Origin of the sequence: Neolewinella lacunae (assembly GCF_014349155.1) — a bacterium.
Classification (GTDB): domain Bacteria; phylum Bacteroidota; class Bacteroidia; order Chitinophagales; family Saprospiraceae; genus Neolewinella; species Neolewinella lacunae.
This window is the reverse complement of record NZ_JACSIT010000115.1, coordinates 1-19571: the sequence shown is the minus strand read 5'-3', so window position 1 is coordinate 19571 and position 19571 is coordinate 1. Positions and strand designations below refer to the sequence as shown.

The following is a 19571-nucleotide window of genomic DNA, read 5'->3' as shown; positions in this document are numbered from 1 at the left end:
GCTTCGGTTGGCGCATTCCTTCACCGGCCGTGTCGCCATCCATACCTGATGCGGTCATTTTTCACCTCACAAGTTCCTTAACAATGAACGTACGTAACCACATCCACCTCACTGGCAACCTCGGCTCCGCTCCCAAAACCACGACGTTGAAGAACGGCAGCCAAGCCACCGAATTCTCCCTGGCCACCAACGAGTACTTCCGCGACAAAGACGGGAAGCGCCAAACCCGCACCCAGTGGCACCGGGTGAAGGCCTACGGCAAACTCGCCGAGCTCTTTGACCAGTACCTGGAGCGCGGCAGCCAGGTCGCCATCGTTGGCTCGATGCAGTACCGCCGCTGGGTGGATAAGCACGAGCAAGTCCGCACCACCGCCGAAGTGATTGCCGAGGAGTTCACCTTCCTCGGTGCTGGCAAGCGGGGCTCCGCCGCCGCCGAGTCCTCCCTGGTGGCCGACCCCGAAACGGGAGAAGTCATCGCCCCCAAAACCCAAAAGCGGCGCAGCAAAAACACCGCCGCCGATGAGTTGGCCGCCTGAGCAGCAGCAGACAGTCATTTGGTCAGCCCGGCCAACATCCAACGGCCGGGCTGACTTAATTCCATTTTCCTAACCTCGGTACGGTTGGGGTAAAATGTCTTGCTCCGTTTTTTTCTTGATTTTCCGGCAGTGCTTTCCGTTCACCCGGTACGCACGTTCTTTCAAAAGCAGCAGGAAAAATCCCAGCCGGCCCTGGTCCCTTACGTGGGCGGGGCTGGCTTTTTTTTAGCTCGGTAGTCTAGTAGTTCAGTAGTCTAGTAGTAGGCTGTCTAATTAGCCAGGCCGCAGCCGTACTCACTTTGGCCAACCGGGGAGGCTCAAGCGCTTAATAGGTCGAGACCCTCTGGGTCGTAGGAGAATACGCCAATGTACTTAGCTGGATCGACACAGAGGGTCTCAACCTAGGGGGGCACCGTGATTAGCTGGATCGACCCAGAGGGTCTCAACCTAGGGGGTCCAGGCCCCTAAAGCGCGCACGGGTTAAACCCATTAGATTAGACAGCCTAAGTCTAGTAGTTCAGTAGTTCAGTAGTCTAATAGTTCAGTAGCTAGCTCAAGGTTGAACTATGAACTATGAACTATGAACTAACCTACTTCACCACCTTCAGGCTGAGGTCCAGGCTGGTGGCGGAGTGGGTGAGGGCGCCGACGGAGATGAAGTCTACTCCCGTCAGGGCAATATCGCGGATACTGGTGAGGGTAACCCCTCCGCTGGCTTCGGTTTCAAAGCGGCCATTGATGTGGGCGACGGCTTCCTTGAGGATGGGGGTCTCAAAATTATCGAGCATGATGCGGTCTACGCCGCCTACTTGCAGGACTTCCATCAGTTCTACCAGGTTCCGGACTTCGACGGTGATGGGCAGCACCATATTATTGTCCTTAAAAAAGCGTTGGACGCCTTCGATGGCTGCGGTGATGGAGCCGGCGGCATCGATGTGATTGTCTTTGATCATGATCCGGTCGTAGAGTCCGTCCCGGTAGTTGTGGCAACCGCCCAGGCGGACGGCCCACTTCTCCAGAAAGCGGAGATTGGGCGTCGTCTTACGGGTATCGAGCACTTTTACGGGCAGGTCTTCCACTTCAAAGGCATAGCGGTTGGCCAGGGTGGCGATGCCGCTCATCCGTTGCATGGTGTTGAGGACGAGCCGTTCGGCGCGCAGCAGGGCCCGGGAGTTGCAGGTGACGTAGAAGGCCTCGTCGCCATCGTGCATGAGGTCGCCGTCCTGCATCCGCTGGTCGAATTCCACGCTGGGGTCAACCGCTTCAAAGATCATGCGGGCTACTTCGACGCCGGCCAATACACCGACGTCTTTGACCAGCAGGCGGGCGGTATCCCGGTTGGTGGCCGGGATGGTGGCTTCCGACGTAAAATCACCGGGGCCCACGTCTTCCGACAGGGCTTCGGTAATGAATTGGAGGATCCGTTGGCGCAGGCTTTCGGTCATGGACGCAGATTTTGGGCCGCAAAGGTACGGGGGTTTTGGGTATTTTGGCGGAGGCTCGTGCTGGGGGGGGGAAGGCGCTTATTCCGCTGCGCGGGTTTTCCACCACTAAGGGCACTAAGTTGCACTAAGGGTTGGTCTAAGTTGGTCCCCCCCCGCCGAGGACCTCATGGGCGAAAACCCGCTACGGCTTTTCCCTACCTCTTCAGATAGCCTATCCTTCGGGGGAGATCATTCCTTTGGACAGCTGATCGACGATCTTAAGCAAATCGGGGATCCGGTAGGTTCCGGCCATGCCCTCCACGCAGCATTGGGCCTCCTCCAGGTCAAATCCGGCTGCGGTAATAAACAGCGGCTTTTGGCTCTGTCCACGGTACACTTCCCGGTACTCCTTTTCCAGCGAGTGGTATTTCTTCTTCGCCACGCCGATTATGGGAAACTGCTTGTCCAAAGCTTCGTACAAGTGACCTCCCAGGCCATTGGACTTTTCATCGTCCAGATAAACGTATCCGTCCACGATGATGAGGTCGCCCGGCTGGAGGTCAATTTTCTGGAGGAGTTGAAGGATCCCGGGCAGTTCTCGCTTGTAAAATTGGCCGCTGATGTAGTCGCTTTCTACCTTGCTCTTCTCGGTCAACTGTAGCGCCGGGGCGGTACTTGACCAGTTCTCAAAACCCACGCAGGCGGTTACGGTTTCTTCCTCGCGGTAGTACAGGTCAAAGGCGTAAATCATTTTGCAGCGGTGTGGTTGCCCTTGTTCAAAGGTGGATGGCTGGGGATGGGCCGCTATGGTTCATCTTCCCACTGTTTCCTGTGGGGTTCGGGGTGGTAAAGATGGGGAGAAGAATTGGATCGGGCGGGGGCGCTTTCTTGAGGAGCTGCCTGGGTGGCCCCAGATCCCCTGCCTTCGGAACACCTCTTTTCATTTTTCCGTCAATGCGTTGATGAATGGCCCCAAGCGCGGATTTGGTTTTCCGTAGCTGACGATTCTTACGTCCAACGGCACCTCCCGGAACTTGCTTGCTGCTTTTTCCAGTGACTCAAGGATCCAATCTACCTCGTTCCCAAAGGCCCCTCCGCCGACCAAGGTTAAGTAAAGCACATTCGAGCCATGGGATTCCAAGTTCCTCACCGCAGCGAAAAAGGTAGCCTCGTACGTGGCTTCCAGCACGATTCTGGCGAAGCGCTCCCAATACATGGGTTCCACTTGACTGTAAGCCACGGGCAAAGCAGAACAATATATTTGCGAGACCTTTTGCTGGCCGTCATTGAGCGTAACCTCGGTATTCCACTGCACGCCCACTTGCAATTTGCCCTTTAAATCTTCCCGCTGCGCATGGCTTAAAGCGGAGAGTTTTTTGTTGATCGTCAAAAGCCCTTGCTCGTTCGCGAGGGCGTAGCCGTTTTTCATGGACCACAGGTGCAAGTTTTCATTGTCCAGTTCCCGGCCTATCCCGGCCAGGCAATCAATTTGTTTATCCGCAGACTGGCCAATTTGCTCTCCGACCCTCACAAAGTAATTTCTGTAGATGGTTCCCGCCCCGCAAGCAATGGCGCAGGCGGGGCCTTGGGTAAAGTCTTCCTCGTAGCGGTCAATTCCCCGCTCCGGAGTAACGTTGGGGCCAATCATTTCCAAGAGGTTGAACTGGGAAGCGGCCTGGAAAAGGGCGTGGGCGTTTGCCGCTTGGGCGTGCATTGCCTGGACGTCGCCGACCACTTCGCTGAGCAGCAACTTACCGCGGTATGCGCTTAGGGGCGGACTACTTTGCCTCAACTCTTCCAGACTAAGCACTTCCAGCTGGCCAAACGTAAAACGCCGATGGTTCACGGTAGACAGCAAAGTGTCTCCCTCCACCAGGATTTTTTCTCGAACGTTTGCGGGGGATTCTTCTTTGAATCCGGTTAGGTTTTCGAACCACATGCATTTCTATTTCAGGCTGGCAATAAGTCTATTCTTGGAAATTATAGCGTTGAGGCTCCTCCCCCCCCCCAGCTCCTCCCCCTCCGGGGGTCGGGGGGCGTCCATCCCATTGCACCTGCGGCCGCGCCCCTATACACCCCTCCCCTCAATTCAAACGCCAAAAGAAGGGCGTAAACAACACCAGCACCGTAAAGATTTCCAGGCGGCCAATGAGCATCACGAACGACAAAAAGACCTTAATGTGCCCGGGCAACCAGGCGAAATTATCCACCGGCCCGACCTCACCGATGCCCGGCCCGACGTTGCCCAGGCAGGTGGCCATCGCCCCGATGGAGGTCATGAAATCCAGCCCGAGCATAGCCAAAAACACCGAGCCGAACACGAAAATGAGGAGGTACAGCAGCAGGAAGTTAAAGACGTGGGTGATGATGCGCCCGGGGACGATATTTTGGTTGAGCCGCAGCGGCACAATGGCCGCCGGGTGAATGAGCCGCTTGAACTCCAGGTAGCTGTTTTTGAAAAAGACGAGGTGGCGGATCACCTTGATGCCGCCCGAGGTGGACCCCGCGCAGGCCCCCAGGAAGAGCAATACGAAGCACATCAACGTGATGCTGGTCGTCCAACTGGTATAATCGGCGGAAACGAATCCCGTGGTAGTCAGCAGGCTCACGATTTGGAACAAGCTATCGCGGAAAGCCTGTTCCAGGTCTTGGCTTCCCGTAGCGTGATAAACTTTGATCGTGATGATGACCGTGAGGAAAACCACCAGGCTGAAGTAGGCCTTGAGTTCTTCGCTCTTCCAGACGTCGGCCCAGCGCCGCTTCAGGCTGAGGTACAAGACCGTGTAATTGACCCCGGCCAGAAACATGAAGGCGATGAGGGCGTACTGGATGGCCGGACTGAACGCCGCCGCGCTGGCGTTGCGGGTGCTGAAGCCGCCGGTAGCCATGGTGGTCAGGGCGTGGTTGATCGCTTCGTAGGGGCTCATGCCCAGTAGGGTGAGTACGCCGACCAGTACGACGGTGAGGCCCACGTAGATCAGCCACAGCCGCTTGGCCGTTTCGCTGATGCGGGGGTGGAGCTTATCGGAGGTTGGCCCAGGTGCCTCGGCGGCAAACAACTCAATGCCCCCGATCCCGAGCAGGGGGAAGATGGCTACGGTGAGCACAATGATGCCCATCCCCCCGATCCACTGCGTGAGGCTGCGCCAGTACAGCAGGCCGCGGGGTTGGATTTCGATGTCGGTCAACACCGAAGCCCCGGTGGTGGTCATGCCTGAAACGGTTTCAAACAGTGCATCGGCCACGTTGGGAATAATACCGCTGAAGAGGTAGGGCAGCATGCCGGCAAAGATCATCGCCAGCCAGCTCAAGACCACAATCAGGTAGCCCTCGCGCTTCCGGATGGGGATGCCCCGGCGAAAGGGCACCAGATAAAGCAAGGCACCGAGCCCGATGGTTGCCAGGCCCGCCAGCAACAGCGGACGGAGGTCTTCATCGAAGTACGCACTGAAGGGCACGCCCGTCCACATCAGGCCACCGACGATGACGAGCAGGATGCTGATGACACGGGCAATGGGGCGGTAGTTGATCATAACGGCAGAGTGGGCAGCGCTTTAGCGGAACAGCTCGTCCAGGCGTTTGATCGCCGCAGGAAGGGCGAAGACGATGACCTTATCGTCCATCTGCATCTGGGTATTGCCGTTGGGGATCAGCGTTTCTTCCCCCCGGATGATGCCACCTACCAGGGCGGTTTCGGGGAAATGCAGGTCTTTAAGGGGCTTTTTCGTGAGCTGGTTGCTTTTGCTGATGACGTACTCGATCACCTCCGCATCGACGCCCTGGAGACTGGTGATGGCCTCGATGTTTCCCTTGCGGATGTAGCGGAAGATGCTGTTGGCGGCGAGCAGTTTCTTATTAATGAGCGTATCCACGCCAATGTTCTGGCTGATGTGCACGTATTCTTTGTTTTCGACCTGGGCGATGGTTTTGAACACGCCGTGGTTGCGGGCCGTGAGGCAGGAGATGATGTTGGTCTCGCTGTTGTCCGTCAGGGCAATGAAGGCATCCATCCGGTCGAGGCCTTCCTCCTGGAGGAGGTCGATATTGGTATAGGCACCGCGAATGACCAACACATTATCCAACTGCTCGTTGAGGTACTGGCAGCGGGGTTTGTTGTTTTCAACGATGGTGACGTTGTAGTTTTCTTGCAGCAACTGGGCGGTGGAAACGGCCAGGTTGCCGCCGCCCAGGATCATGATGTTTTTGATCGTTTGCCGCTTTTTGCCCACAAAGTCTTCCACCAGCCGCAGTTGATCGGGCTTGGTGATGAAGTAAATATGGTCGTTGCGCTTGAGCTGGGTAAAGCCCCGGGGGATGATCGTCTCGTGCCCCCGCAGAATGGCAATGGGGTGGAGATCGACCTTGGAGCGAAGCTGGTCAATATCGCTCAGGCGAACACCCACGAGGGGGGAGTTTTCGTCCAGCGTAATACCCAGCAGCGAGAGTTTGCCTTCCTCGAAATCGAAGATATCGGTGAAGGAGCACTGTTTGATGAGGCGTTCGATCTCCACGGCGGCCAGCTGCCGGGGGCTGATGACGTGGTCGATGCCCAGGGAACAGATCGTCTTTTCGTTTTCTTCGCTGAGGTATTCTTCGTTGTCCACCCGCGCAATGACGCGGCGGCAGCCCAGTTTTTTGGCGATGATGGCGGCCATCATGTTCGTCTTTTCCGAGGTGGTGACGGCCAGCATCAGCCCGGCCGAGCCCACCCGGGCGTTTTCGAGCGTAGCCAGGCTGGTAGCGTCGCCCCGGATGGTGAGCACATCAAGGTGCGCGCCCGCGTAGTCGAGCACCTCCTGGTCGGAGTCGATCAGGGTAATGTTCTGGTTCTCGATGGCCAGCAAGCTGGCCAGGTGGAAGCCTACGTCGCCAGCTCCGGCGATGACAATGTTCATACTGCTTTGGCTATAGTGGCGCAAAGGTCGGCATTAGTTCGCGTCTGGCGAAACGGGCGCGGTCCCGAGATCCGCTATCGCTCGTCGGGATCACGCAAGCTGCGGAGCATTTTGCGCGGCCGCAGGTGCTCCCCCCCGACCCCCCGAAGGGGGGAGTTGGTTGGCCCCCCAACCCCCAAAGGGGGAGGAGCAGGGAAGGGGAATACCCATGCTCATTACTAATACCCAATGGCCACCGACACCAAAAGCCCCAGCCAGGCCCAGACCAACAGCATCCCCGTCAGCGGCAGGGCAAAGCGCAGCCAGCGGTCAAACGGCACCCGGCACAGCGAAAGCATCGCTACCAGGCCGCCCAGCGAAGGGTTGAACAGGTTCGTCACCCCGTCCCCAATCTGAAAGGCGAGGATGGAGATTTGCGGACTCAGGCCCAGCGCCTCGCCCAGCGGAATCATCACCGGCAGAGTGGCCAGCGCCTGCCCGCTGCCGGAAGGAATGAGCATATTGAGCCCACTTTGGCCAATGGACATCCCAATCGCCGAAGCGTACGTCGGCAAGCCCCCCAACGCCTCCGCCAGGCCGTAGCTGATGGTGTCCTGGATCTGCCCCTGCTCCATGATTACCTTCACCGTAGCGGCCATCCCGATGATGAAGGTGGCTGGCGCCATCTGGGCTACGGATTGCATGCCGGCGGCGGTCACTTCCTGCCCCGTCAGGCCACTGGTGAGCGCGCAGATCACCATTACGATCAGGAAGATGGCCGAGATGTCATCAATGTGCAGCCCCCAGTTGAATACCCCGTAGAGGATGACGACCAGGCTGGCCAGAAAAACCCCCAGCAACCACCAGTTGCGGCCACTGATGCGGTACTCCGCGAGCGGCTGGCTCAATTGCAGGCCCGCCGTATCCAGCCCCTGCCCGATGCCACTTTCGGGGTTGGCCCGCAAGCGCCGGTAGTAGCGCAGGTTGTACCAGGCCATAATGGCCAGGCCGCCGAAGCACAGTACCGACCGCAGTTCCCAGCCACTGAACAGCGGTAAGTTGGCAATCAAATGCCCATTGCCCACGGTGTAGAAGTTGATCGGCGACAGCCCAAAAGCTACCGTCATGCCCCCCACGCTGACGCCCGCAGCCAGGATCAAATCTCCCCCCAAAGCCAGAATGACGATCGCCGCAATGGGGATCGTGGCAATGTTGTTTTCGTAGCCCACCATGATGCCCAACACCCCGTAAACGAAGGTGAGAAAAACAATGAGCAGCTCCGTCCGCCGGTCGCCCGTCAGGTACACCACCCGGCCCACCACGTTCTCGATGGTCTTTGTCCGCTCCAGCATGGCAAACATCAGGGCACTGGCCAGGCAGATGAAGATGATGGGCGTAGCAATCCGGTAGCCATCGGGGAAGGCCCGGAAGATGCTGAAAATGCCGAGGGGCGTCGGTTCCACCCGCTGGTAACTGCCCGGCACCACCCGCTGCGCCCCGTCTACCACCACCCGCTCGTACTGCCCGGCGGGCAATAGCCAGGTCATGGCCCCCACCGCCAGGATGATGAGCAACAGCATGATCATCGGAGAGGGAATCCGGGAATACCAGGGTCTGCGTAACGTCATGCCGCTAAGGTAGCTTAGTGCTTGTTGTCGACGGGAAGCAGATCTACAGTTCCTTAATTTCCTCCTCGCTTAGGCCCGTTAATTCGGAAATATCTGAATCGGGCATTCCCCTTTCTTTCATCCGTTTGGCGATTTGAAGATTCCGCTGCTTGATGCCTTGTTCAATGCCTTGTTCAATGCCTTGTTCAATGCCTTCCAGAACTCCCTCTTCGCGCGAAGTATCTACCACGTTTTTCAGGTCCCGGTAGTATTTCAGGCTGTCTTCGTAGGCCTCCCTTTCTGCGGTCGTAAACCGCGCGATTTCCGCAGCTTCAAAGAGCCGCTGGAATATCTTGTCCTGTAATTGTTGCGGCCTATCTTGTAAGTTTGATAGGTGCCGGAAGACAAATAGCCATTTATCAAACTGTGTTTCTAATTCGTCTTCTTGCTTTTTGAACTTGGGCAGTTCGATGTAGATGAATTTCAATTTGTCATAAAACACTTCACAGCGCTGGTTTTTCAGCTCTACCATGTGAAGCAGGTCTTCCTCAGATCGGTGATCATTAAAAACAAAATCCAGAATGCCTACGGTGTAAACCGGCTCGAGGCGGTAGTCCCAGTTTCCTTTTTGTGCCTGCTCCTGAATGGGGAAGGACGCGTAATAGACACTTCGATCCTTGAAGAAATTTTGCTTCGCCTTCTGCAACTCTACAATGAACCGTTCGCCAGACTCTCCGGTGCAATACAAATCAAATATCGCCTTACGGTCCAATTCATTCAAGCCCAGTTGTTCGTTGCGGGCGTAGCTCAAGTCTTTAATCTGGTGCTTCTCGGGGAGTATCTGGTTCAAAAAATCAATCAATAAGACCTTGTTCGGCTCGGAACCAAACAGTTTTTTGAAACCGAAATCCGTTAAGGGATTGATGTACTTATCTTTCAAAGCGCTCATAATCAGAAGGTTGAAAATGCACTAGACCGCCCAAAGATAGCCAATTTCCAGCGTTCTAAGGGTTCGCGAAGAGCCCTCTGCTTACTTCAACCGCTCAATCAAACGCCCACTCACGCGCAGGAAGTCCATCTCCGTAATAATGCCCACCAGCTCATCGTCTTTGACCACCGGCAAACAACCCATTTTTTCTCCCCGCATGGTTTTCATCGCCTGCTTGATCGTCGCCTGGGGGTCAATCGTTTTCGGGTGGGGAATCATCAGGTCTTTTACCGTTACGTACTGCCCTTCGGGAGCGTCCGGACGGTCTTTGCGGGTATAGTAACGCAGCATCTTCCGCGTAGTAATCAAGCCGACCAGGTGGCCGTTTTTGTCTTCTACCGGGACGTAGCGGAGCTTCCGCCAGTCCATCAGGTCGGCCACGAGGTCAATCAGGTCGTCCTCCTGCACGGTGAAGAGGTCCGTTTCCATAAATTCTTCCACCCGCAGCCCTACCGGACGGTAGTCTTTCAGGTCCTTCGCATCGGGCATGGGCCATTCGTGGACGGGCCGTTCCGAAAGCTGGTTTTTGATCATGGCCGAAGTAATGATCGTCAAGCCTTCGTCCTGGTTCACTTCCGTCCCCAGCTTGGTGAACGACTTCAGCAGCCAGCGCGCGCCATTCTGGTGGACCCGCGCCCGCTCCTCGATCACGCCCAGGTAGCGATCAATGTCTTCCTGCACGATGCCGCGCATTTTGAGTCCGTTCCGGGCCAGGGGCAGTAGCTCGTGCAAGATCAGGTCGCAGCTGCTCACCTTCCGGTTTTTAAACCAGGTCAGCTGGGTATCGATCCCGAACTGGGCGGCTTTGACGAAGTTGTCTTTCACGTCGGCAAAGCTCATCTGCTCGCGGATGTCTTTGTATTCGTGGGCCATGCCCATCATCGCCCCCAGCCAAAAGGCAGCGTTGGACATTTGGTCTAAAACCGTCGGGCCAGCCGGAATGACGCGGTTTTCGATCCGCAGGTGGGGCATGCCATTGTCGCTGATGCCGTAGCAGGGGCGGTTCCAGCGGTAGACGGTGCCGTTGTGGATTTGCAGGGCCCGCAGTTTGGGGATTTCCCGCCGGGCCACCGTTTCCAGGCTGGCTTCGTCGATTTGGTCCCCTAGCAATACGCGGTAGCGGGCAATGTCTTCTTTGTAAATTTCCAGAATGCTTTCGTCCAGCCACTGCGTCCCAAAGCTCACCCGGGGCTCGGGTTGCCGCATGTGGTCTTGGGTGGTGCGCACGTCCAGAGCCTGCTGAAACAGCGCAATCCGGCTTTCGTGCCAGAGGCGCTTGCCAAACACCAGGGGGCTGTTGGCTGCCAGCGCCAGCACCGGTGCCGTGATGGCCTGCGAGATGTTGTACAGCGGAGCAAAGGTTTGCGGCGTCACCTGCAAGTGTACCTGAAAACTGGTGTTACAGGCCTCCATCAGTGGCGTATCGTGGCGGATGAAAAGCTCATCGATGCCCGTCAGCCGCAGTTCAAACCCCCGCTCCGATTTTACCTGGGCACCGATGGCCTCAATCAGGGCCCGGTAGCGCGGCTTCGGCGTCAGGTTGGAAATGTCGAGATCAAATTTTCGCAGGGTCGGTAAAATACCGGTCAGTACCAGTTGGGCATTCTGGGTTTTTGCGGCGGCGGCAATCACCTCCAGCTGGTAGCGGTTTTCGGTTTCCATCAAGCGCAGGGCGTTACCCGTAAAGGTCTGCGGCGAGAGGTTGCACTCCAGGTTGAACCGCGCAATTTCCGTGGTGGCCCAGGGGTGGTCTTTTAATTTTTCCAGCACCGCCATGTTTTTTGGCGCGGGCTTCAGGGTTTTCCGGTCTACGATGCACATCTCCTGCTCTGCCCCGATCCGGATGGTATCCGTCTCAAACCATTCGTGCTTGAGCATATATTCCAAAGCTTGCACGTCTTGCAACAAGCTACGCGTAAAACTGGCCCGGCTGGCCTCGGTTGGTACGTTTACTCTTTCTTCTCCCATCGTGGTTTTTTGGGCCGCAGTGGCCAGTTCGGCTCAATTTACGCGTTAGCCACCGAAGCGTGCAAGCACCCGCGTAAAAGTGTCCGCCTAAGGTATTAAATCTCCCGCTGGCCAGCACTAAAATGGCAGGCTCTCCTCCCTTGGGCGCGGCCGCAGGTGCCAGGCAAGTCCTTACCAGTAGCAATGGAAGCCCCAAACCAGTAAACTATGAATGAACTATGAACTACTGAACTCCCCCACTAAAGCGTCTTCAAATACTCCACCACCGCCCATCGCTCGTCGTCGCTGAGCTTATCCCCAAAGGTGTGCCCTCCGTTGCCGTAGCCCGGGACAGCCGTATCGAAGGTCCATTTTTTGTTCTTGGGCGCGGGGTCGTAGTTCCAGCCCAGGCGCTGGTGGTCGTAGTCGGTACCTTCGCCGGAGCGGGTCCAGCGGGCGGGGCGGGAGGGGGAGTGCAGCACTTCGTACACCGTCGGCACCGAACCATTGTGGAAGTAGGGCGCACTGGCCCAAATGCCGTCAAGTGGCGGAGCGACGTAACCTTCCGTCGGCTCAAACCAGGAGCGGGGCGGACTGGTCGCAAACCAACTCTGGTTGTACCAATCGACGATGCCGCTCTGGTTGATGTAATCAGCGTAAAGGCGGTCGGTTTTGATCAGGTCGAGGTGTACGACTTTGTTGGGGTAGCTTTCTTGGCTGCCGTAAGTTCCGTGGCAGCCCGCGCAGTGCTCCCGGAAGATTGGTTCTCCGGCGGCGGCGAGTTCGGCGTCAATGGGGCCGGGGTAGGCGGGGGCTTCCAGCGTTTGCAGCCAGGCGTAGACGTCCACGAAGGCGTCGGCGGCCGTGCGGGTGTGGCTGCTGTCGGGTGTTCCCAGTACGGAGGCCTGGAGCAGAAGCTTGGTCATGTCTCCCCGGCCAATGCCGTTGTAGTAGAGGGTGTTTTTCTTTTTTACGTGCCAGAGCGGCGGGGTGTCGGTGGCGATGTTGTAGTCCCACATGTCGTAGAGCGGATCATCTACGTAGCTGAGGTCGGCCGGGTTGCGGTGCATCATGCAGGCTTCGGCGAGGCGGAAGGCGGGGTTGCTGCCCGGTTGGGTGGTCTTGATCTTGGGGGCCATCCGCCGGAAGTAGCGGCCAAAATCCCGGAAGGCCTCCGTTTCGGGGTCCCGTTTGTTGTACTTCAGCGCCATGCCGACCCGCATCATCTTGCCCATATTGACCATGCTGGATTCGTAGTCGGAGAAGCTGTCGCCAAGGCCAAGCACCAGCTGGCCAGCGACCTTCCCGGCGTGGCAGGTAAAACAGTTGCCATTGGCCACCTGGGCTCCGTTGGGTGCGGTAAAAGCCGTCATAAAATAAGGCAAGGGAGCGTTGATGCCGTCGCGCTCGAAGGGACCATCGGAAGACATCCGCCGTGCAGCCTTCAGCATGATGCTGTAAGGAACACCGCTGCCAATGTAGTCTCCGTTGATGAGGTAATCCAGCCCAGCCACGGGGTCGCCACCCGTCTGCTGGGGCGTGGCGGGCAGGACTTTCGTTTTCCAGGGTTCCCCGCCCATTTCCCGCGTTTCGGCGAGGGGGCGGTAGGCAGTACAAGCCACCAACAGCAGCAAAGAGACAAAGATGAGGGGATAACGCACGGGGCTCGGTGGGATAGTTTACCAAGCTAAAAGGAACGCCAGCGAAAAGGGTTCACTTCAAATTACAAAGTTCTTTGCTTTTAAAGACAATTTTTGCACCTGCGACCGCGCCAAGGTGTAATCCGCTACCGCAAAACGCCCGGCACTCGGGTTTGGGCGGCCAGAATTAGATCCGCCGCCTTTTCCGCGATGAGGTACACCGGAGCGTTGGTGTTGCCGGAAACGATGGTGGGCATGATGGAGGCATCGGCCACCCGCAGCCCGCCGATGCCCCGTACGCGGAGCTCATCGTCGACCACCGCCATTTCATCGTGGCCCATTTTGCAAGTGCCCACCGGGTGGTACACGGTTTCCACCTGCCGCAGGATGTGTTGCAAAATAGCGTCGTCGCTGCTGTGGCTGGGTGGAGCGATGATTTTTTTGCGGTGGCCCCCGAAGGCATCGGCTTCGAGCACCGCGATTGCCCGGCGGGCGGCGGCTACGAAGACGCTGCGGTCTTGCTCCGCCGCCAAAAAATTGGGCTGAATCAGGGGCGGTGTGAAGGGGTCGGCACTACGGAGCCGGAGGGTCCCCCGGCTGGCCGGCCGCAGCAGGGTGGGCAGCACCGAGAAGCCGTCTTCGTCGGTCGGGAAAGTCCGGTAATCGTGGAAATCCGCCGCGTAGCCTTCGCCGGTGTGGAAGGAGGAAAAGTGAAACTGAAAATCCACCCGCCCCGGGCTGGCGGCGGTAGACCCGAAGGCCCCGGCCTCCAGCGGGCTGATGTTGAACAGGCCCCGGCGGCGGACGTAGTAATCAAAAGCCCCTTTGAGTTGCCACCAGACAGGGATGGTGTGGTTTTGCCCCAGGCGCTGCCGGGCCGTTGCGCCGAAGGGGGCGAAGAGGTGGTCTTGCAGGTTTTTCCCTACGCCGGGCAGCGGATGGTGGCAGGGGATGCCCAGCGCTTGGAGTTCTTCGCGGGGGCCAATTCCGCTGAGGAGGAGCAACTGCGGGGAGGCAAAAGATCCGGCGGACAAAATCACTTCGCGGCGGGCGCGGAATTCCTGCCGGTCCCCCGGCCGTTTTCCGGCAACGATGCCGACGGCGCGGTCGCCCTCCAGCAACACGGCCTGGGTGTGGGTGTGGGTCAGTACCGTCAGGTTCGTCCGGCCCAGCACGGGACGGAGAAAGGCCGTGTAGGCGCTGTCGCGCTGCCCGGCGTGGATGGTGTACTGGAAGTGTCCCGCCCCGGCCTGTTCGGCACCGTTGTAGTCGGGGTTGTGGGGCATTCCGGTCTCCACGCAGGCGGCAATGAAGGCGGTGGCGAACGGGGCGGCGTAGCGCTGGGGGAAAGCGACGTGCAGTTCCCCGTCTTGGCCGTGGTAGGCGTTGACGAGGTCGGCATTGCACTCCGATTTGATGAAGTAGGGGAGTACCGAGGCGTAATCCCAGCCCCGGTTGCCGGCCGCTGCCCAGTCGTTGTAGTCTTCGCGGTTGCCGCGCACGTAGGCCATGGCGTTGGTGGAGCTGCTGCCGCCCAGGACCTTGCCGCGGGGCAGGTAGATGCGGCGATTCAGGACGTGTTCCTGGGGCTCCGACCAGTATCCCCAATCGAAACGGCTGCGGTGGAGCTTCATGTAGCCGCCCGGAATGTGGATGTTGGGGTGGTTGGGCCGGCCACCGGCTTCGACGAGCAGGACGCGGTGGGCGGGGTTGGCCGAAAGGCGGTTGGCCAGCAGGCAGCCTGCTGAGCCGGCCCCAACGATGATGTAATCGTACTGCGCGCCCATCTTACCCGGCGATGAGGTGGCCACCGTCGGCGGTGAAGACCCCGCCGGTAGAATAACTGCTCGCCGCCGAAGCCAGGTAGACGGCCAGGCCCACCATTTCCTCCGGCTGCGCCATGCGCCCGGCGGGCAATTGCCCCACGAAATGGTTGAGGATGGCCTCGTTTTGCCAGAGGGCGGAGCTGAACTTCGTCTGGATCAAGCCCGGGCAGATCGCGTTGCTGCGGATGCCCGCCGCGCCCCACTCGCGGGCCTGGCTCTGGGTGAGCATGATGAGCGCGGCCTTGCTGACCGAATAGACGCCCATCATGGGCGAGGGCTTGATGCCTTCCACCGAGGCGATGTTGATGATGGAGCCACCGCCCCGCTTTTCCATCAGGGGTTTGCAGCGGTTGGCCAGCAGAAAGCAGGCGCGGACGTTGACGTTCATCACCTTATCAAAAACGGCACCATCCATGGTTTCCAGCGGGCCAAAGACGGGGTTGGTGGCGGCGTTGTTGATGAGGATATCCACCCCGCCGTACTGGGCTACGGTAGCGGCTACGAGTTGTTCGAGCTGGCCTTCGTCGCCCACGTGGCAGGCAACGGCAGTAGCCTCGTAGCCAGCGGCACGGAGGCTGGCCGCGACGCTTTCCACCGCTGGCTGGCTGCGGCTGCTGACGACGACCGATGCGCCGTGCTCGGCCAGTCCGCGGGCAATCGCCTCACCAATGCCCTTGGAAGCACCGGTGATGATGGCCACCTTGCCACTGAGGTCAAAACGCTGGCTAGAGGAAGGCATAGAGGTAAATTTTGGGTGCAATTTAGCGAAAATTCGCCGGGATGGGGTAAGTGCTGTCCGTGACTTCGACAGGTGCGATGAACTTTTATTTAGCTGCGCCAGCATGAAAAATGCAGCAGATGAGCGAAGCAGGAAAGTTATTCCCATAATTAAGTTTACAGGCAAAAGTCAATTCCTGACTTGCGGGAGCAAATCGTAAATCAGTCCTCGCCAAGCAAAAATCGCCAATCCTTACCTTTACCCCATGCAAGGCAAGCTTTATTTGATCCCTTCTCCGCTCGGCAGTGCGGCGCTGCAGACGATCCCGCCGGCTACGCTGGAGGTGATCCGGCCCCTGCGGCACTTCGTGGTGGAAACCGGCAAGGTAGCCCGGGCTTTTTTGAAGGAGGTCGGCATCCCCTTGCAGGAGTGTACGTACTACGAGCTGACCAAACACACCGAGGCCCGCGACCTGCCCGAGCTCCTGGCGGCAGTGGAAAGGGGTGCCGACGTGGGGGTGCTGAGCGACGCAGGGGCTCCCGGTGTAGCCGACCCCGGTGCGCGGCTGGTCTTGCTGGCCCACGAACGCGGCATCCGCGTGGTGCCCCTCGTCGGCCCCTCGGCCATTTTACTGAGCGTGATGGCGGCGGGCCTCAACGGGCAGGCCTTCACTTTCCACGGTTACCTCAGCCCGAAGCGGCCCCAACTCGCCCAGGACCTCCGCCGCCTGGAAGCGGAGAGCCGCCGCAGCAAAGCCACCCAACTCTGGATTGAAGCCCCCTACCGCAACCAGGCCACCGTAGAAGTTGCCCTGGAAAGTCTCCATCCCGAAACGCTCTTCTCCGTAGCTTGCGACCTGACGCTGCCCAGCGAATACATCTTTACCGGGCGGGTGAAAGACTGGCGGAAGGGCATCGGTGCGGAGCTCCAAAAGCGGCCGGCGATGTTTCTGCTGCTGGGGCGGTAGCGAACCAAAGGCGGCAGGAATCCTTTTATTTGCGTATCTTCTTCGCTGTCGAAACGGCTCGTGAGGGTCGTCTTTTCTCGTTCAATCTTTTCGGTCATGTCCACCACCCCACCACCGGCCAGCGCGGCCAGCCTTGATAACGCCGGTCTGGAGCCGCTCCTTGCCGTCCAACGTGCCCATGCACCTGCGTTGAGCGCCCAAAAAGCGCCCGAGCGGATTGCCAGGCTGCGCAAAATTGAGGACTACCTGACGCAGCCCGGGAACGTGGACCGCCTGGTGGCCGCGCTGGAAAAAGATTTCCGGAAGCATGAGGTGGAGACGCTGCTGACCGAACTCGGGCAGGTGCTCAGCCACGTCCGCTACATCAAAAAACACCTCCGCCGCTGGATGGAGCCCGAGCGGCTGCCCACCCCGCTGGCGATGCTCGGCACCCGTTCCTACATCCACCACGAGGCCAAGGGCGTCGCCCTCATCATTGCCCCGTGGAACTACCCTTTCAGCCTGACGCTCATCCCCCTCCTCTACGCCATCGCCGCCGGCTGCGCCGCCGTCGTGAAGCCCTCGGAGCTCAGCCCGGCTACCACCGATTTCATTGATGAAATGCTGAGCGACCTGTTTGAGGAGCGGGAAATCAAAGTGGTTCAGGGCGAAGGCGACACCGCCGCTTATTTAACAACCCTGCCTTTTGACCACATCTTTTTCACGGGCAGCCCCGCCATCGGCAAGAAGGTGATGGCCGCTGCCGCCGCCAACCTCACCAGCGTCACGCTGGAACTGGGCGGTAAATCTCCGGCCGTGGTGGACCAGGACGTGAACCTGGAAAAATCCGCCGCCAACACCATCTGGGGCAAGTGCGTAAATGCGGGCCAAACCTGCATTGCGCCGGATTATCTGCTCGTCCACCAAGCCATCGCCACGCCCTACGTGGCCGCCCTCGGCCGGGCCATTACCCGCTTCTACGGCAGCGACGTGCAGGCGTCCAAGAGCCTCCCCCGCATCATCAGCGAGCGGCACTTCGACCGGATCAAAGCCTTGCTCGACGACGCCATTGACAAGGGGGCCACCGTGGCTTATGGCGGACAGGTGGACCGCGCCGACCGCTTCATCGCGCCCACCATCCTGACCAACGTCAACGAGGACATGCGGATCATGCAGGAAGAAATTTTTGGTCCGCTCCTGCCCGTAATCACGTACCAGCGCCCGGAGGAAGCCCTGGAAATCATCAATCGTCAGGAGAAAGCCCTGGCCTTTTACGTGCAGAGCCACTCGCGCTCCACGGTAAAAACCCTCCTGGCCGGCAGCAGCTCCGGCGGGGCAGTGATCAATGACTACCTGATTGGCGGGGGCAGCCCGGTGGTGCCGTTTGGCGGGGTGAACAACTCGGGCATCGGGAAATCTTTCGGCCACCGCGGCTTCATTGAATTCACCAACGAACGGCCCGTGGTGGAGCGGCGTTTTCTTGACCTCAGCATGGCTTACCCGCCGTATACGGATAAGGTGGTTGGGCTGGCGCGACGGATATTTACGTGGATTTAGAGGGGGTAAATAACCTTTCAGCAGAGGAAGGCCCGGACGCCCGCAGGTCCCTCGCCGCAAAGTTTCGCCGCTCGTTTAAGTTGGCTCGTGGGCGTCGGACGCTTGTACGTTTGCAGTAGGGTCGTTATCGCTTGGTCGCTCTAAGCAAAAATAACTACTTTACTTCTAGCCGAATGCAGTTCATCGGACGCTAAGACGGTCTTTACAGATCAGTTACTCCCGTAGGTTGTACGCTTCGGTTAGAAGGCTTTTAGAGTCACGATAGCACTTAATCCAGTAGCTGCTTTTGCCACTAGGAACTGTAAAGATTACAAGGCTGGACGACGGAAGTTCTTCGATCATTTTTTCACTTCCTCAATCTTCTTTTATGCAACTCATAGCCTACAGTATTGGAGCTGACATCGCCTGCGAGACTTTCGAGGCCGTAATCCAGAAAGTGTACGCTAACCGCACTTCGGAAATCGTCACTAAACGGAGCTTCAATAACACTCGTGGGGGGCACACCCAGTTCGTCAAATGGGTGGGTAAAAACGCCCCTGATCGGTCCTTAGTGCACGTGGTGATGGAAGCCACTGGACGCTACTACGAGGACCTGGCTTACGTTCTGTTCAATGCTCAATACCGCCTGAGTGTGGTGCTGCCCAACAAGATCAAGAACTTCGCCCGTAGCCTTAACGAATACTCCAAGAATGACCCCTTGGATGCGCGCATTATCGCCACTTACGGGGCCATGTACAATCCCAAGGCGTGGCAACCAATGAGTCCGTTGATGCGCGAATTGCGCGAGCTATCCCGTGAGCGTCAGTCACTTATGGGTATCCTTACCCAGGCTAGAAATCGCCTACACGCACTGACCAGTAGCAAATGCCCGCGCCTGGACACGGTCAAGCGACTCAAAGAACAGATCAAATTTTTCACCCGCCAGATCGACCAAATCGAAGGAGAAATGGACGAGTTGCGGGATGGGGACGAAGCGCTGCAAATCAACCACGCGCTACTGTGCTCCATCCCCTTTGTGGGTTCCGTCACGGCCTATACGCTCTTGGCCGAAACGGACGGATTCGCGCTCTTTGAGAACCGCGAACAACTCATTAAGTATGCCGGTCTAGATATCATCGAAAACCAGTCTGGGAGTTCGGTTCGGGGCAAGACGAGGATCTCGGGCCGAGGCAACGCTAGAATCCGTTCGGCACCTTACATGGGCCTGGCGGCGGTCGGTAATCACGATAGCGTGTTCGGAGAGACCTACCGCAGGGCAATCGACAAGGGAATGGCCAAAAAACAGGCACGCACCGCAACAGTACGTCAGGTACTTAAGGTAGCGTTTGGAGTGGTGAAGTCAGGGCAGCCATACTGCGAGGATACCCACCGGAACCGGGCGGGTAAAAGGGTAGGCGAGCCATCGAGCTCGCCTACGGTGACTGAGCCGAGAAAACAGCCCGTCCTTGAACCTCAAAACTAGCAAAAACTTTCAAAAAAGCTTGGTTTTTAACATAGCACCTACGGGG

At 58.3% G+C, this 19571-nt stretch carries 15 protein-coding genes; 4 read left to right on the top strand and 11 right to left on the bottom strand.

Features of this window, described 5'->3' with window-relative positions:
• Positions 1-83: 83 nt before the first annotated feature.
• On the top strand, positions 84-536 hold the full coding sequence (locus tag H9S92_RS12355) for a single-stranded DNA-binding protein (RefSeq protein ID WP_187467019.1): 453 nt from the start codon (positions 84-86) through the stop codon (positions 534-536).
• Positions 537-1126: 590 nt separating this feature from the next.
• Here H9S92_RS12355 and nadC read toward each other — a convergent pair.
• From nadC to H9S92_RS12300, 11 genes are all read right to left on the bottom strand, one after another.
• Positions 1127-1981, bottom strand: a complete 855-nt coding sequence (gene nadC / locus H9S92_RS12350) for a carboxylating nicotinate-nucleotide diphosphorylase (RefSeq protein ID WP_187467018.1) — start codon at positions 1979-1981, stop codon at positions 1127-1129.
• Between the two features lie 211 nt (positions 1982-2192).
• Entirely contained in the window at positions 2193-2768 is a 576-nt protein-coding gene (locus H9S92_RS12345; RefSeq protein WP_290282331.1) for an endonuclease V, read from the bottom strand.
• A gap of 132 nt (positions 2769-2900) precedes the next feature.
• Positions 2901-3608, bottom strand: coding sequence for a hypothetical protein (locus H9S92_RS12340; RefSeq protein WP_222936078.1), 708 nt, complete (start codon positions 3606-3608; stop codon positions 2901-2903).
• A gap of 436 nt (positions 3609-4044) precedes the next feature.
• Positions 4045-5493 (bottom strand): TrkH family potassium uptake protein, encoded by a 1449-nt coding sequence (locus tag H9S92_RS12335; protein ID WP_187467015.1) that lies wholly within the window; start codon positions 5491-5493, stop codon positions 4045-4047.
• Between the two features lie 21 nt (positions 5494-5514).
• A complete protein-coding gene (gene trkA, locus H9S92_RS12330; RefSeq protein WP_187467014.1) occupies positions 5515-6855 on the bottom strand; it encodes a Trk system potassium transporter TrkA in 1341 nt (446 codons plus the stop codon).
• Between the two features lie 218 nt (positions 6856-7073).
• On the bottom strand, positions 7074-8462 hold the full coding sequence (locus H9S92_RS12325) for a YfcC family protein (protein WP_187467013.1): 1389 nt from the start codon (positions 8460-8462) through the stop codon (positions 7074-7076).
• A gap of 43 nt (positions 8463-8505) precedes the next feature.
• A complete protein-coding gene (locus tag H9S92_RS12320) occupies positions 8506-9390 on the bottom strand; it encodes an Rpn family recombination-promoting nuclease/putative transposase (protein WP_187467012.1) in 885 nt (294 codons plus the stop codon).
• Between the two features lie 81 nt (positions 9391-9471).
• On the bottom strand, positions 9472-11397 hold the full coding sequence (locus tag H9S92_RS12315; RefSeq protein WP_187467011.1) for a CBS domain-containing protein: 1926 nt from the start codon (positions 11395-11397) through the stop codon (positions 9472-9474).
• A gap of 239 nt (positions 11398-11636) precedes the next feature.
• Positions 11637-13037: a c-type cytochrome gene (locus tag H9S92_RS22660; protein ID WP_187467010.1), complete on the bottom strand. Its 1401-nt coding sequence runs from the start codon at positions 13035-13037 to the stop codon at positions 11637-11639.
• A gap of 125 nt (positions 13038-13162) precedes the next feature.
• Positions 13163-14803, bottom strand: coding sequence for a GMC family oxidoreductase N-terminal domain-containing protein (locus H9S92_RS12305; protein ID WP_187467090.1), 1641 nt, complete (start codon positions 14801-14803; stop codon positions 13163-13165).
• A 1-nt stretch (position 14804) separates the two neighbouring features.
• The gene (locus H9S92_RS12300; RefSeq protein WP_187467009.1) at positions 14805-15581 is read right to left on the bottom strand and encodes a glucose 1-dehydrogenase; all 777 of its coding nucleotides are present in this window, start codon (positions 15579-15581) and stop codon (positions 14805-14807) included.
• Positions 15582-15825: 244 nt separating this feature from the next.
• On the opposite strand from H9S92_RS12300, the gene H9S92_RS12295 reads away from it, so the two are divergent.
• The 3 genes from H9S92_RS12295 (at position 15826) to H9S92_RS12285 (ending at position 19525) form a co-directional block, all read left to right on the top strand.
• On the top strand, positions 15826-16527 hold the full coding sequence (locus tag H9S92_RS12295) for an SAM-dependent methyltransferase (protein ID WP_187467008.1): 702 nt from the start codon (positions 15826-15828) through the stop codon (positions 16525-16527).
• A 96-nt stretch (positions 16528-16623) separates the two neighbouring features.
• Complete coding sequence (locus tag H9S92_RS12290) at positions 16624-18063, top strand: aldehyde dehydrogenase family protein (RefSeq protein ID WP_187467007.1); 1440 nt, start codon at positions 16624-16626, stop codon at positions 18061-18063.
• A 367-nt stretch (positions 18064-18430) separates the two neighbouring features.
• Positions 18431-19525 (top strand): IS110 family RNA-guided transposase, encoded by a 1095-nt coding sequence (locus H9S92_RS12285; RefSeq protein ID WP_187465678.1) that lies wholly within the window; start codon positions 18431-18433, stop codon positions 19523-19525.
• The last annotated feature ends 46 nt before the right edge of the window (positions 19526-19571 follow it).

What these genes read in the sequence shown, in the direction of transcription:
- H9S92_RS12355 (WP_187467019.1), top strand. Translation starts at nt 84, where the DNA reads ATGAACGTACGTAACCACATCCACCTCACTGGCAACCTCGGCTCCGCT.
- nadC (WP_187467018.1), bottom strand. Translation starts at nt 1,981, where the DNA reads ATGACCGAAAGCCTGCGCCAACGGATCCTCCAATTCATTACCGAAGCC.
- H9S92_RS12340 (WP_222936078.1), bottom strand. Translation starts at nt 3,608, where the DNA reads ATGATTGGCCCCAACGTTACTCCGGAGCGGGGAATTGACCGCTACGAG.
- H9S92_RS12335 (WP_187467015.1), bottom strand. Translation starts at nt 5,493, where the DNA reads ATGATCAACTACCGCCCCATTGCCCGTGTCATCAGCATCCTGCTCGTC.
- trkA (WP_187467014.1), bottom strand. Translation starts at nt 6,855, where the DNA reads ATGAACATTGTCATCGCCGGAGCTGGCGACGTAGGCTTCCACCTGGCC.
- H9S92_RS12325 (WP_187467013.1), bottom strand. Translation starts at nt 8,462, where the DNA reads ATGACGTTACGCAGACCCTGGTATTCCCGGATTCCCTCTCCGATGATC.
- H9S92_RS12320 (WP_187467012.1), bottom strand. Translation starts at nt 9,390, where the DNA reads ATGAGCGCTTTGAAAGATAAGTACATCAATCCCTTAACGGATTTCGGT.
- H9S92_RS12315 (WP_187467011.1), bottom strand. Translation starts at nt 11,397, where the DNA reads ATGGGAGAAGAAAGAGTAAACGTACCAACCGAGGCCAGCCGGGCCAGT.
- H9S92_RS12305 (WP_187467090.1), bottom strand. Translation starts at nt 14,803, where the DNA reads ATGGGCGCGCAGTACGATTACATCATCGTTGGGGCCGGCTCAGCAGGC.
- H9S92_RS12300 (WP_187467009.1), bottom strand. Translation starts at nt 15,581, where the DNA reads ATGCCTTCCTCTAGCCAGCGTTTTGACCTCAGTGGCAAGGTGGCCATC.
- H9S92_RS12295 (WP_187467008.1), top strand. Translation starts at nt 15,826, where the DNA reads ATGCAAGGCAAGCTTTATTTGATCCCTTCTCCGCTCGGCAGTGCGGCG.
- H9S92_RS12290 (WP_187467007.1), top strand. Translation starts at nt 16,624, where the DNA reads ATGTCCACCACCCCACCACCGGCCAGCGCGGCCAGCCTTGATAACGCC.
- H9S92_RS12285 (WP_187465678.1), top strand. Translation starts at nt 18,431, where the DNA reads ATGCAACTCATAGCCTACAGTATTGGAGCTGACATCGCCTGCGAGACT.